Genomic DNA, 14556 nt, shown 5'->3' with positions numbered 1-14556 from the left:
ATTCCACTATAGCCAGATAGTTAAGAAGCACTATGCAATTAAATATACCAACATGGCTCACTCTATTCCGTATCGTCCTGATCCCATTTTTTGTCCTGGCATTCTATTTGCCATTCACATGGGCGCCGATGGTTTGTGCCATAATTTTTATTGTCGCTGCGGCGACAGACTGGTTTGACGGTTTTCTCGCCCGCCTTTGGAAACAGACAACTCGCTTTGGCGCATTTCTTGATCCTGTCGCGGACAAAATCATGGTTGCTGCCGCATTAGTCTTAGTTTCCGAGCATTATCACACATGGTGGATAACCCTCCCCGCAGCAACCATGATAGCGCGTGAAATTATCATCTCTTCTCTCAGAGAATGGATGGCTGAATTAGGCAAACGCAGTAGTATTGCCGTTTCCTGGATGGGTAAGTTAAAAACGACAGCGCAGATGGCGGCGTTAGTCGCTTTATTATGGCGCCCTAATTTTGAATTCGAATTGGGCGGATTCATATTACTTTATGTTGCTACGGTGATGACATTTTGGTCAATGTTTCAATATGTAAACGCCGCCAGGTCTGACTTGCGCGAAGCTTGATCGAAATGACGTAAAAACCATCGAACAAACACAGCGTAACAATAATTGTGTTGACTCGATACGTGAAGTAAGTAGAATGCAACGCATCGAACGGCACATGAGATTTACGAAAACAAATAAGTAAATCAGCCAGTTCAAAGCGGCGCGGGAATAGCTCAGTTGGTAGAGCACAACCTTGCCAAGGTTGGGGTCGCGAGTTCGAGTCTCGTTTCCCGCTCCAAGTTACTAGTCAAGATTATGGCAAGTGACTAAAGCAAGTAACTAAAGATAGAAAGGCGCGTTGGCAGAGTGGCCATGCAGCGGATTGCAAATCCGTCAACCTCGGTTCGACTCCGGGACGCGCCTCCAGATTCAGCCCAGGTGGTGAAATCGGTAGACACAAGGGATTTAAAATCCCTCGGCTGTAAGGCTGTGCGGGTTCAAGTCCCGCCCTGGGCACCAAATAAAAACTTGCTGTAAAACAGTGAGTTAGGGAAAAGAAAAGGCCACCGCAAGGTGGCTTTTTTGTTTTGCGCGATGGCCTGAGAATGGTGAAGTGGCGGCAAAATGGCGGCACTGTATAAATCAACACTATCTATTTCAGACAATCTCTTCCCCCTCAAAACATCATCAGAAAAATATTTTTCACATAAAAAAAGCACACCTGAACGAATCATGACATGCTTTTTATGATCATTTATTCATCAAATCTAATCAATAAAGGCATAACGGTTTCTGATCATTAGTAGGATGCAGATATTCATTCACGATACCCTTTCACTATATTTTTTACCTCGGCTGTTCTGGCCATTCAATATCGGAAACCAGAGAAATATTTACTCTATTGAGCATTATCCTGTATTTTTTCCATTCCAACAGAGCAACTTTCTCTGCTTCGGTAGCGATATCTAAATCAACAGCATCTTGCAGTAATGCAATGAATTCATTCGCGTGTCGCAACAAAGTCATACGCTGCCGCTCCGCTTGTTCAATCTGATCTGCTTTTAGAGCGACATTATCAGTGACCCATTGTGTGCCATCCCACTTATCAAAATCAGTGGTAGGTTGCTTAAAGGTCAGAGTTTCAGGTAATTCACCCAATTCAGTGATTTCCTGTTGAGTTAGTGTTAACGTGTCGTAAGCGATTTTTCCGCGATAGTCAGGCACTATTTCCCAACGCTTACCATCCTCACTACGGCAAACAGCCAGGTCATCAGAATCAGGAAAGTCTGGTGCATCTAAATAAGAATTCGCTGACAAACTGACGCCGAGCATAACATATTCAATATCAGCGCTAGTAAATTCTCTTGTTATTTGATTCGCGTGATAAACTTTCATCCAACCGGCTTGAATCGCTAACCCGTCTTCGCCGAATACGGCTGTTTCGTGTTCTAAGGAGTATTTTTGTTCTGCCGTTATGCTGTATGCCGCTGCTCTCACTATATAGTTAAATGCTATGTTGCGAGGCCTTGATACCCCTATAAATGCAGAATTCGCAATCCAGTCTGCCTGAGCTTTATAATATACAGCCCTTACCGAAATATTGTTATTTTGGGGAATATCCCACTGCAATTTTTTACGCTCATTGAGTGAAGGGGTAATAATAAAATGACTGGCCCGATCAGCATTCTGTATCAAATAAGCCCCTTCCTGCCACGACAATATTGAACGGGATGGATCCACATTTCTACCACTATCCCAGCCACGGATAAATTCTCCCCTTAAATCGGGTAATCGACCGTCAGGATAAACTTCTGCTAACTTTGGGTACTGCAATTTATTAAAAAATGCACCGTTACAAACGAGATAGTTGATAGGTGGATAGGGTAACGGCCACGGAATGGGAGAACCCACTGGTATATTAATTTCTTCACGTAACGAACTTATTATTTCCTGAGCAAGCTTTTGTGTAACAGCCAATGTATTACTATTGCCAATCACATTTGTAAGCTGAACAATACCTTTTTGTGTTAATGAAGCATCGGGAACCTTTGTTGTCATTTTTTGTTCCAGCGCTCCATTTAATTGGGCGTTGAGTTTCTCTATATTTCCATCATCCAGAACATCATTGCCAGAGTGTGTGGCAATAAAATTAGCGACTACAGAGGATATTGTGGAAGACTGACGTAATGCCTTATTTAGCATATCAGTAGTAATACCATCTTGTGGAAACCCAGTCTGCAAATTCTGATTTTCTTCATATCTTTCTTGGCTAATCACATTAGCATTATTGCCAATAGAAAAAGCCTTAAAATCATTTTTCTGACTCATGTACTTCCTCCTTAATAAAAATAATATTTTTTATAATCAACATATTTAATTACTATAAAAACAATCCGACTGTAATTTATTAAAATTAAAGTCTAGTTCAGGAAAGAAGAGTAATACAGCATTCCTATTTATTAGGAGATTGACTATTTTTATATCATTAGCAGCAATAAGAAACTCAATATCTTAAAATAGGAAATATATCCAAACCATTTATATTTAATATCTGGAAACTGTTTTTTCCTATTCTTTCTATCTCTTCCTGCAACTCATTCTTTTTTAAATTCCAAACTGAATATTCCTGCATTTGGACACGAACACCTAAACGACTGTGTTGACTCTGTTGACCATATTTCTGCTCGGAAAAACTGTTAATACAATACCTCAATTCTATAACGCATTGCTTAATCATTGGCAGTTCTTAATAACATTTTAGATTACTTCTAATATATTATTACTCTTGCTAACTATTATCACTGTTATTTTATTTTTTAGGAAATCAAAGAAAGCCTCTCGCTTATGTGTATTATTCTACCTAACAAATACCATCATCCAAGGTATTACTTTTTTCTTAATAGTTAATGTACTGTCATTACCGATAATCTATGACAAAATATCACCCGCGCTACGGGCTATAGCTACTACTGCTATATAGGTATCTTATTTCATGGTGTCAGTCAGAGTTAAAAGAATTTTTGTGAGCTAATCAACTCTATCCCCTATCCTTGCAATCACGGAATCATTTGTTCTGAGGTTGCAATTTATTCTCTTCTATTTGCCGTATTGCCTTCTTAACGGTGATATATACCTTTTTTGTTCCACTGGTGAACCATTCGATTCCGAATACTTAGCATTTTGGTTAACGCTGGTATGCCGGCAACCTTTTTTATTGCTATATCCAGTATGCTCATAAAGGTTTTATTTTCTTACTAGCAACAAACAAAATACAATAAACACTTTAAAAATAAAGTTTTGCTTGCTATAAAAATAAAAGCCTCGCTTGTATATTTAAGGCATGAAAACAATGCACGAAAGAATCAAGCAAGCACGGCTTGCAAAAAAACTAACTCAAGCTGAACTAGCAGATATGCTTGGGGTTACGCCACAGTCTGTACAACAGTGGGAATCAAGCACAGAACCAAGAAAATCAAGACTAACAACATTAGCATCTATCCTTGACACTGATGTGAACTGGCTTTTATTTGGCGAAACCCTCAAAAAGGGTGCGAACCAAGCTCCACCTGAGAGCGAATGGACAACTATTACGCAATGGGACAGTAACATGCCACTAGATGGCAATGAGGTAAAGGTACCGTTCTTAAAGGATATTGAATTCGTGCGCAGCAATGGTGGATGTATTGATGCAGATTATAACAGCTTTAAGTTAAGATTTTCTAAAACAACATTAAACAGAATTGGCGCACCAACTGACGGCTCCACAATTGTTTGCTTTCCTGCTAAAGGCGACAGTATGGAGCCAGTTATCCCAGATGGAACAGCAATAGCAGTAGATATCTCTAATAAGAAAATTATTGATGGAAAAGTGTATGCAATTGAACAGGATGGGTTAAAGCGTCTTAAATGTCTTTACAGGCGCCCGAGAGGGAAATTACTTATCAGAAGTTATAACCGTGATGAATACGAAGATGAATTTGCAGATGAAGATCAAGTGAACATCATCGGGAAAATGTTCTGGTATTCCGTTTTAGATTACTAAGGTTATGGAATGGATAATTTTAAGATAAAAATAAAACATCATGTTGACCACGTTAAGAACGCAGGCCAACACTGCACCACCGAAGAAACAACTAAGCAAGCATTAATATTGCCTTTTTTAGATATTCTTGGGTTCAGTCCGTATGACCCTCAAAAAGTTAAAGCCGAGTACGGAGCGGATTTCCCCGGATTAAAAGCAAATGAGCGGGTTGATTATGCTTTATTTTGCCAAGGTGTTCCAGTTATGTTTATCGAGGCAAAAGGATACAGCGAAAAGCTAGATAACCACTGCCCTCAGTTATCCAGATACTTTAATTCCACTCCAGAAGTGACTATTTCAGCAATTACAAATGGATTAGAATGGCGTTTCTTTACTGATTTAAAACAAAAAAACGTAATGGATCCTACCCCATTCTTACGTATCAAAATGGATGAAGTTAGCGATGCAGATGTAAGCCAACTCTATCGATTTAGACACGATAAATTCAAACCGGAAGCACTAAGGACACTTGCAGAGGAAAGTGTTTACTTATCCGCTTTTACTAAAACCATCAGTACTAGCTTGAGAGATGTTGATAGTGAATTTGTGAGATATGTCGCCAATAGATCTAATGTCGAACGCCAACTAAATCAGCGCTTTATTGAATCTATCACCCCGTTGGTAAAACAAGCTGTTGAGAAATCTGTCAGCGCAATGGTGGTTTCCGGTCTTTCAAATAAACATGTTCCGATTGATGGAATTCAAGACGAGATAGAACTCCAAGAAAATTCGAAAGAACCAGATGAAATAGTGGATCTAGATAACCCTAATATTGTCACCACCAAAAACGAATTAGCTTTATATGAAAAAGCAAAATCAATAGTCGGGGATTCTGTTGACTTGCAATACAAAGATACAGAATCTTACTTTGGAATTCTTTATCAAGGAAAATCAAACAGATGGATAATAAGATACTTTGACAAGAAGAATAAACCTTACATCCAGATACCTATTGAACTAACTGATATATTAGCCAACGAAGTTAATAGGGCTGGATTATCTGCTAATCACTCAAAAATATTTATAGAAACTCCAGAAGATATATTGCGGATAACAGGTATTATCCTTGATGCTTTTGAGTTCGTTAAAAACGACGATAACTTTAGAAAGAAAGCACAATAATTATACCAGCCACCACTCGGTGGCTTTTCTACTCTATATCCTCCACTATCATCTAAGAATGTGTAAGCAGTCACATTTCCAACAATCAGTAAAAATAAACCCACCTTAAAAACAAGTATTACTTGTTTTCATAAACCAATACTTGTATACCCCTAGTTATCTTAATATGACTCGCTACCGTCTAGAAGAACATATCTGCAAATCTGAGGAAAACAACGTAACGCTGTCTTTCTAAGCTGCCTGTGCGGCAGTACACATAGAATGGCCACATTATCAGAGGCTGTAGAATTTCTAAGCTGCCTGTGCGGCAGTACACATGCAATGAACTGATAAATAATTTATCAATTTTTTCTAAGCTGCCTGTGCGGCAGTACACCTATATATAACATATACATACGTTGGGGGCGTTTTCTAAGCTGCCTGTGCGGCAGTACACTCAGTTCAGACAACTGTTTAATGGCTGCCTTGTTTCTAAGCTGCCTGTGCGGCAGTACACTCCCAGAGCGAGCGTTTGCATTACGCATCGATTTTCTAAGCTGCCTGTGCGGCAGTACACTGTTGCATATTAACCCCAATCTACTGAATGTTAAAGAATAATCATTATAAAAAAATAAAAAACCCTTTTTTACGGGGTAAATAATATTTACTTAAAAATCAATAAATTAAAATTTTCCGTTAAAAAAGGGTCAAAATTTCTTCCATTCAAGTAGAACAGCCTCTCTTCTATATTCTAGCTATAAAAGAGTATTTTTATTCAACCATTATGCTGCTCTCACTATGTAATTAAATGCTATATTGCGGGGGCGGTTCTCTGAGGCCACAGGAACAACACTTGATGCGGCGAACCCAAAACCGTATGCAGTGTATACAGCATCCCGGGTAAAATGATCCACTGATTTAGGATTACCATCTACACCCATTCCAAGAGTTTCACTAGCATAAAAAGCCCCTTTTGTTGCCAGATGATAGTTTGATGCTATTGCCCCAGGAAATGAGCCCTCAATATTTCTGATAGCATCCCCTTGGTGAGTTAAAACTCCACGGCCACTATCAATACCTCGACCATCATCCCATCCACGGATAAATTCGCCTCTTAAATCAGGTAATCTACCATCAGGATAAGCTTCCGCTAACTTCGGATACTGTAATCTATTAAATGCTGAACCATTACAAGTGAAATAACCGAATGGTGGGTGAGGTAACGGCCACGGAATAGGAGAACCGACAGGAATTTCATTGGCTGTTTTAATCCGGTTATCTATCTCTTCACGGGTATATTTATGTAATGAATTTATTACTTCCTGAACAAGCTTTTGTGTAACCGCCAATGTATCGCTATTTCCAACCACATTTGTAAGCTGGACAATACCTTTTTGAGTTAATGAGGCGCTGGGAATGTCCGCTGTAATTTTCTGTTCTAACGCTTTATTTAATTGAACGGTGAGTTTGGCTATATTTCCATCATCCAGAACATCATTGCCAGATCCTGCTGCAATAAAATCAGCCACGACAGATGATACCGTTGATGCCTGACGTAATACCTTATTTAACAAGTGAGTGGGAACATTATCTGGTGAAAATCCAGTCTGCAAACTCTGATTTATCTCATATTTATCTTGACTGACTACATTCGCATTATCACTAATAGAAAAAGCCTTAAAATCATTCTTGTGACTCATACACCTTCCTTAAATTAAATAATGTTATTTCACAATCAACACATTAAATTATTATAAAAACACCCCATTACAACTCACACCAATTAAAGTCTAGTTCAGAAAAAAAGTAATGCACTGTTCTTATTACTTATAAGGTTAACTATTTTTGTATAATTGACTACAATAAGCAACTCAATGTCCCATACTGAATATTTGGGTATCTGAATACGAACATCCAAACAGCAATATTCAGCATTAAAAACCGCATCAAGAAGTTTATCTATTAATACTAATTTCAACATCACTATTGATGCTTTTAACTGCTGATAATTTAAAAATATTCCCAATTTTAATTAATATGGTTTGAGTAGAAACGATACCAAACTTATTATCTTTCCAACGGTGAATAATTCCTGCCACTTAGTGCCGTTAACTTATAGGCATCACAACGGAAAGACCAATATCAGATAGCGGTGGATTCCACTAAAATAATTTTTAACCCGTATAGCGATCAAGAAAATCTACAATTCCCCGGATATACGTCTCATTGCCAACCCAGTAATTCCCCTGTTTTTTCTGCGAGATGGTTTGATTCGATTTACGCTGTTTGCACTTAACAGTGACTTTTTTTGGGACTCATTTCAAAAGGTTGAGTGGCTAAAAACCTGCCAGAGATAACATGCAGCATAGAAATTATATGATAGATGGCCTGTATTTTGTGAGCACCAATCCACATATTCTACGTTTGCCAAACTAATCTATTTGGCTGAATTTGACATTTTTAATATAATCCACCTGAAAAATGATACAACTAGCCAATACAAAGTATTAACAGAAAAATGAACAAAATATCACCACAAAAAGAAGAGCTAAACCATTTAAAGGCATGTTTACTCAGTGAAGTTATCTGTTCACGAACATCATTTTCATGGCCCAAAGCAGTCCATCGAGCCCTTAAATGTCCAGATCGCAGGTTCTATTTCTGGTGGAGAATTGCTAATTATTTATACAGGACAAATAAAGCCAAGAAAATCTCTATTCATATAAATAGAAATCTAAGGAATAAATATGGATGTGATTTAGGATTAGGGTCCTATATAGGTAAGAATTTGCGTATATCTCATTATGTTGGCATTGTTATTTCTCGCACATGCATTATCGGTGATAACTTTCATATTTTACAAAATACAACCATTGGCGTTCTTAATGAAGATTTTGAAGGAAAAATAAGGATAGGCAATAATGTAAAAATAGGCGCAAACTCTTGTATTATAAGTGATAAGATAACAATTGGGGATAATGTCTACATCGGTGCAATGTCATTTGTTAATAAAGATATCCCTGCTAATTGCATTGTATATACTCCTAAATCTCGAAATGAGATAAAGATAAAAAAAGTAAAAAACAATTAACCAAATGTTACACCTTAAAATAAAGATGGAATTACAATATGTTTTTTAAATACAAATATCTCTTAAAATTGGGCTTGCTCTGTAAGCAGAATATAACAAAATCAATATACAGAAATATAGCCAGCAAAAGAATGAAACACAACATGAACTTTTGGCCTCACATAAAGATTTCAAGAAACATTAATGGTAAAATCAACTCAGTTTCGTTCAATAATAAAAATATAAGCATCAATGAATTCCCCAAAGAATCAGAAAAACCATTAATCATTATTGCATCTGGACCGTCAGTATCTACTATCAAAACAGATTTTTTTGATGATACTAAATTTGATATTATGGGTGTTAACGGTTCATATGAATTATCACCAAAGGTGAAATTCAAATATCATGTTATAATTGACAGAACATTCATTCTAAATAGGAAGAACATTGTTTTAAATATATTAAAAGACAATGAATTAATACTCTTCACAACAATGGATTGCCTCAACGACATCTTAATTGATTACGGTTATCTTGAATTGAAATGTAAGGTAATTATCATTGAGAATATTGATCAACCCGTTTATAAAGAGGAAAAAGAACTTTCTGAAATAAAGAGTGATGAAATAATAATACAAAATGGTGTGGCATTCTCATTGAACTTAAATCTCGGATTCTATAACGGAACAACAGTTGCCTATTCCGCTCTACAAATAGCGTTATTTTTGGACTATAAAAAAATATATTTCGCAGGTTTAGATATGAATAATTTTTCAAAACCAAGATTTTATGAAACTCAAAATGACAAACTCGATACCAAATTAAATAATAATTTACACGATTTCATCATTCCTTGTTTCAACCTAGCTCATGAAATAGCAATAAGCAAAGGAGTGGAGATTTATAATCTATCGAAAAATAGCGCTATAAATTCATTCGAAAAGTTGGATTATAGGGAAATTTAAGTAATTAAATTTATGATAAAGCTTGCGTAGCTTCATGTAAAATGCGAAAAGCCTCAATTAAAACTCAAGCTCATTTATACTCTACCTCATCCTTGAGGTAGAGTATTTACCAATCTCAATATGAAGCCAATATTTTCAGTCTTATCACTCGATAGAAATTCCTTGCTTTTATAACTCTAAACTACACCTAGAACTTTAAGAATTTAAACTGCCTGTACGGCAGTGCACACCAGTATCTCATCTGACCAGTTTTCGGGTTTGTTTCTAAGCTGCCTGTACGGCAGTACACAAACCGACACCAGATGAAGAACATATTGATACTTTCTAAGCTGCCTGTACGGCAGTACACTTTCTCTTTGGCTTCCCGTGCACTGCCGTACATTTCTAAGCTGCCTGTACGGCAGTACACTTGAGTAAAGGCAGTGGCGGAACGTTAGAGCGATTTCTAAGCTGCCTGTACGGCAGTACACTGTTACATATTAACCCCAACCTACTGAATGTTAAAGTGTAATCATTATAAAAAATAAAAAAACCTTTTTTACGGGGAAAACAATATTTGTTTAAAAATCAATGAATTAAAATTGGTTACTAAAAAAGGGTCAAAAATTAGGTCAAGAGAGGCTCAAGTTTTTAAGTTACCACTGACGCAACTTTCTTAGCTAACGATTACGTTTCAATAAATCTTCTACCTTATCTCATTCATCACTCAGCGGAATCGATTTCTTCCCATCCGGTGATACAAGGTAATAACGGCTGTAAGATCTGAATTTTACCTTATACAGATGCTCCTCTGTAATAATATATCCTTCATATCAGCCTGACTTTTCAATATCAAATCCATCGTTATATATGATGACATGAGATATTTTCCTGCCAGGGAAAATCCCTATAAAACATTGATAACCGTTCACCAATAACTGTTATCGAAAAAATAAGTATTACCGACTATCATTGACCATTCAGAAAAAATATCATGATTAAATAATTTCTCTAAAAAATAATATTTAAAAATATATTTTCATTTATTTAAAATTTTTCGGTTAAAGAATAAATAATTTAATTATTAGTATATTTTTTCTTTAAAAACAAATTGTTTCTCTATGCCATAGAATAAATCTATTTTAAGTGAAATTATTACTCAAATTATTTAGATAATCTCTTAAGTAATCAGCAAGGATTTACTATGCGAAATATAAAAAGTAAACTGAGCAGTATCACTTTAACCTTAAGTTAAATTAAGAATAAAAATAGAGTCATTTAAAAACATAAATTATATTTGATAATATTAGAATATGAATAACAATACCTCCACCAAGATAAAACATACTTTGAAACGATGCCAAGTCATCTTACTAAAAACTCACTCATTCGGAAGCTACCGCAAGAGAAATAACCACCCTCTTCTACACCTTATCAATATTGATCACTTAGGGTCGCAAAGTATTATAAACCTATCATCAGCTATACAGGCATTAATCATGAAAGAAATTAATGGAACATATGTTTCACCACAAATAATAAACACAATGGAAGCAAGCAATGAACCGTGGGGAATCAAAGATAAAAATTCACGTTTTATTTATGGTAACCTGGCCTTAAAATCTGTTCAAAACATTCCAATGTCATTTAATTATGAAGGCTTTTTTGATGACGAACTTCCCTGGAGTGGATCGGAGTTTGCAAAAGAATTTATTGATCATGATAAAATTGTAATGACAGAAGGAAAGAGAGTTTGTTCGCTCGAAACCTATACATATGGAAAAGAAAAAATCTTATCGTCTTACTTCCAAGAGAAATTACCACTGTATAACGATGCAAAAGAGTGCATAGGTATCTTTTTTCATGGATGGAAAGCCAAAGATTTTTCATTAATTAATCTATATCAATATTATAATGATCTACCCACATCTATTATATTCCAACCACCAACAGATACTTTTACCCAACGTGAATGGGATATTATTTTCTTCTTTTTGCAAAAATACACCAGGAAACAGATTGGAAAAATATTAAATATTGCTTATCGTACAGTTGAATCCCATATGACCAATATATATTACAAGATAGGTGTCAACTCCAGTCAGCAACTGGAAGAATATTGTCTCATCAATAATTTTAAACGCTATGTACCGGAAAGGTTTTTACTATCTTAATAACACTATTTCTTATCTTTAGTCATAAAAAACATGATTACATAGTTTATCTCTGCCAGTATGATGTAATCCCATTATCAATAGATAATGATATTATCTAAAATTATACTGGCAGCATTTTCATATATAAAAACATTAGTTACACAAACACTTAACGCTTATTTTATTTCTAAGATAAATAATCATTTTCTGTTATATTCCATCACATTTAAAGATTACCTATTAAATGAAAATAAATTTCATTAACAGAAATAATCGGCCTTTTCTCTCTATAATAAAACACTGTTATTTTAAACACCATAAGTAAATCATTTAAATAATTACTTGAATAGTTAAATAAGATTCTAAAATAGCGCTACACCTTATACCACTCATAATTCCATGTATAACAACGGGTTGGATAAGGCTATGTGTAGCAGAATTATGAAACGCTATTTAAATGGTATTATACCAACTAAAAAATACAATCAAAACAATACCGTTGTTGGACTAATTTACCTGTACAAGAAAGTAATAATCTCCCGGGAAAAGTGATTATCCCCCCCCTCCCGATTCTCTACCAATATCGACATTTTTCTAAAAATAACGATATTTTGAGATTTTCAACTGATAGATTACCCCCATCTATTGTAGAAAATGCCGTTAATTATATTAAGAAGATTCACCCCAAATAACATCTACAATGACATATACAATTAAACTATTCTCGTAATGAAAATATCCATGATAATTATTTTCTGGAAAAGTCTGTCATTGCGGGTAATAAAGTATTAAACTGACAGTATGATTCAAACATATCACAAATTAAACACAAATCAGGTAAAAAGGAATAATAAGATGAGTAATCACATAACTATATCATCTCAAATTATTAACACACTGACCTCAAGCAATGATCCTTGGGGAATCAAAGATAAAAACTCATGCTTTATCTACGGCAATATGGCATTAAAATCTCTCCAAAATTTTCCAAATTCATTTGAATTTGAGGGGTTTTATGAAAATGAACTTCCTTGGGATAGTGCTAAATTTGCGGAAGAATTTATTAATCATGACAAAAAAGTAATAGAAAAACAGCAGAGAATATGCTCAATCGAAACCCACGTATTTGGCAGAGAGCAAGTTTCATCATCTTACTTTTTCGAAAAATTACCTTTTTACCATAAAGATGGAGATTGCATTGGAGTCATATTTCATGGCTGGGAAGCGCAAAATTATTCATTATCCTATTTACATCAATACCATGATAAACTACCCGCTTCAATTATGCTCCAGCCACCAACCGATCTTTTTACTCAACGTGAATGGGATATCATTTTCCTCTTTTTACAGAAAAATACCAGAAAACAGATTGGACAAATACTAAACCTAGCTTATCGCACTGTTGAATCTTATATGACTCGGATATACCGTAAGATAGGTATTAATTCTGGCCAACAACTAGAAGAGTATTGCCGAACCAATGATTTTAATCACTATATACCGGAAAAATTTTTATTGTCTTAGATTACGTATTTATTCCCGTTTTTTACATGCTGTTCTTATCTATTATTAATGGAGAAAATAGCCAGCTCTGTTGGGATATTTTTATTTAAAAATATGATAGTTATACTCAATAATTTTTAAAAGTTATATATGAACCCAACAGGGCTACCCCTTCCTTATTACCATTCAGTGAACAAATACATAGGATAGATATTCATAATGATGGTTTATAAAAGAGAAAGAATTCTATTTTATTTATACAAATGCTGAACCTACTAGAGACAATAAATTACCTAAAAACTTTAATATTATTGAGTATACAGAAAAATAATTATCTACATTAGTTAATCATTTCTTACGCCAAAGAAATCGCTCACAATCAAGCTAATATGGATTTTATTACCAGCTTCCTTGCGGACAAATAATTTATTTATTACATGTTAATACTAATTTTCATTATTAATAGCTATAATTTCGTATACAATAGAATAAAATATTACCGTTGAGTGTATTTACTTAGCAAGATAAATAATTTTATATAAAATAGTCTTCTATATTATATTTATTCATTCTTAAATCCTCTTTATAAAACAGTTACACATCTAATTAATAAGCATGTATTTTTTGACGAGCAAGTTATCACCCTCTATTGTATGAACCTAACTGGATAACTATATTCAATCAACTTACTGAATTTAAATTTATATCTCAGCAATATTTGTCACTATTTTCATTAGTGAGTTAAATGGATTATAAATTCAAATCTTAAAAATTAAATTTTATGTCCAAAAGAAGAGGAGTGATATTATAAGTAGAAAAATAATTGTTTCACCTCAAATAATTAATACGTTAGAGCAAAATAATGAGCCGTGGTGAATAAAGGAAAGATATAAATTTTTTATTTATATTAATCAAGTATGTAAACATGTTCAAAATATTCCAAATTATTTCCTGATTACCATCGAATCTCAGCTAGCTTGAGTAAATACTCAGGTATAGGTGCTGCCCGGATACATGAATAAATAAGCTGTTCGAATGTTTTTTTAAGGTTAAAGCGCCAATTGAACCTGAAACAGAATTCGGCAAGATAACGAGGTAAATACTTTTTGCTAATCGAATGATATGTTCCGCGTATCGAATTTTTTACATTACTTATCATTGTGTTAACCCACTGAAAATAAGGAAGCTTAACACT

General features: G+C 34.8%; 12 protein-coding genes, 3 tRNA genes, 1 pseudogene and 2 CRISPR repeat arrays. Of the genes and pseudogenes, 10 read left to right on the top strand and 6 right to left on the bottom strand.

The genetic code is table 11. The annotated features are described in order from the left end of the window. Positions 1–32 precede the first annotated feature (32 nt). The 4 genes from pgsA to EAE92_RS15560 all read left to right on the top strand — a co-directional run bounded on the left by pgsA (position 33) and on the right by EAE92_RS15560 (position 1022). Entirely contained in the window at positions 33–581 is a 549-nt protein-coding gene (pgsA, locus tag EAE92_RS15575) for a CDP-diacylglycerol--glycerol-3-phosphate 3-phosphatidyltransferase (RefSeq protein WP_214068726.1), read from the top strand. A 144-nt stretch (positions 582–725) separates the two neighbouring features. After that, positions 726–801: transfer RNA gene (locus EAE92_RS15570), tRNA-Gly, on the top strand. 54 nt (positions 802–855) lie between these two features. Next, positions 856–929: transfer RNA gene (locus EAE92_RS15565), tRNA-Cys, on the top strand. Positions 930–935: 6 nt separating this feature from the next. Beyond that, a tRNA-Leu gene (locus EAE92_RS15560) sits at positions 936–1022 on the top strand. Here EAE92_RS15560 and EAE92_RS15555 read toward each other — a convergent pair. From EAE92_RS15555 to EAE92_RS15540, 4 genes and pseudogenes are all read right to left on the bottom strand, one after another. Further along, positions 1001–1237 (bottom strand): hypothetical protein, encoded by a 237-nt coding sequence (locus tag EAE92_RS15555; RefSeq protein ID WP_214068725.1) that lies wholly within the window; start codon positions 1235–1237, stop codon positions 1001–1003. The two genes, EAE92_RS15560 and EAE92_RS15555, sit on opposite strands and share 22 nt — an antisense overlap. Before the next feature lie 112 nt (positions 1238–1349). Further along, entirely contained in the window at positions 1350–1898 is a 549-nt protein-coding gene (locus tag EAE92_RS15550; RefSeq protein ID WP_214068771.1) for a tail fiber assembly protein, read from the bottom strand. Between the two features lie 302 nt (positions 1899–2200). Then, positions 2201–2831 (bottom strand): annotated as a pseudogene (locus EAE92_RS25415) (tail fiber protein); the annotation flags it as partial. A gap of 175 nt (positions 2832–3006) precedes the next feature. Further along, positions 3007–3240 carry a hypothetical protein gene (locus tag EAE92_RS15540; protein ID WP_214068724.1) on the bottom strand — a complete coding sequence of 78 codons (234 nt, stop codon included), beginning with the start codon at positions 3238–3240 and terminating at the stop codon, positions 3007–3009. 612 nt (positions 3241–3852) lie between these two features. Between EAE92_RS15540 and EAE92_RS15535 the strand changes: the two genes are divergently transcribed. Continuing rightward, positions 3853–4545, top strand: coding sequence for an XRE family transcriptional regulator (locus tag EAE92_RS15535; RefSeq protein ID WP_339959390.1), 693 nt, complete (start codon positions 3853–3855; stop codon positions 4543–4545). A gap of 9 nt (positions 4546–4554) precedes the next feature. Further along, entirely contained in the window at positions 4555–5706 is a 1152-nt protein-coding gene (locus EAE92_RS15530; RefSeq protein WP_214068722.1) for a type I restriction endonuclease, read from the top strand. Positions 5707–5934: 228 nt separating this feature from the next. Then, positions 5935–6262: a CRISPR direct-repeat array (repeat unit 28 nt; unit sequence TTTCTAAGCTGCCTGTGCGGCAGTACAC). Positions 6263–6467: 205 nt separating this feature from the next. On the opposite strand, the gene EAE92_RS15525 is transcribed toward EAE92_RS15530, so the two are convergent. Then, positions 6468–7385 carry a phage tail protein gene (locus tag EAE92_RS15525; protein WP_214068721.1) on the bottom strand — a complete coding sequence of 306 codons (918 nt, stop codon included), beginning with the start codon at positions 7383–7385 and terminating at the stop codon, positions 6468–6470. Positions 7386–8203: 818 nt separating this feature from the next. Between EAE92_RS15525 and EAE92_RS15520 the strand changes: the two genes are divergently transcribed. From EAE92_RS15520 to EAE92_RS15505, 4 genes are all read left to right on the top strand, one after another. Continuing rightward, on the top strand, positions 8204–8776 hold the full coding sequence (locus tag EAE92_RS15520) for a serine acetyltransferase (protein WP_214068720.1): 573 nt from the start codon (positions 8204–8206) through the stop codon (positions 8774–8776). Between the two features lie 143 nt (positions 8777–8919). Beyond that, positions 8920–9723, top strand: coding sequence for a hypothetical protein (locus EAE92_RS15515; RefSeq protein WP_214068719.1), 804 nt, complete (start codon positions 8920–8922; stop codon positions 9721–9723). 200 nt (positions 9724–9923) lie between these two features. Then, positions 9924–10193: direct repeats of the CRISPR family, unit length 28 nt; unit sequence TTTCTAAGCTGCCTGTACGGCAGTACAC. A gap of 1008 nt (positions 10194–11201) precedes the next feature. Beyond that, on the top strand, positions 11202–11876 hold the full coding sequence (locus tag EAE92_RS15510; protein ID WP_214068718.1) for a LuxR C-terminal-related transcriptional regulator: 675 nt from the start codon (positions 11202–11204) through the stop codon (positions 11874–11876). Between the two features lie 837 nt (positions 11877–12713). Then, positions 12714–13382 (top strand): helix-turn-helix transcriptional regulator, encoded by a 669-nt coding sequence (locus tag EAE92_RS15505; RefSeq protein WP_214068717.1) that lies wholly within the window; start codon positions 12714–12716, stop codon positions 13380–13382. Between the two features lie 934 nt (positions 13383–14316). Here the strand turns inward: EAE92_RS15505 and EAE92_RS15500 are convergent. Further along, positions 14317–14556, bottom strand: a 240-nt coding sequence (locus EAE92_RS15500) for a transposase (protein WP_214066812.1), incomplete at its 5' end; no start/stop codon positions are given.

This window comes from Photorhabdus hainanensis (genome assembly GCF_018448965.1).
GTDB classification, from domain to species: domain Bacteria; phylum Pseudomonadota; class Gammaproteobacteria; order Enterobacterales; family Enterobacteriaceae; genus Photorhabdus; species Photorhabdus akhurstii.
Note: the sequence above shows the minus strand (reverse complement) of the source record. Positions and strands in the feature narration are given on the sequence as shown.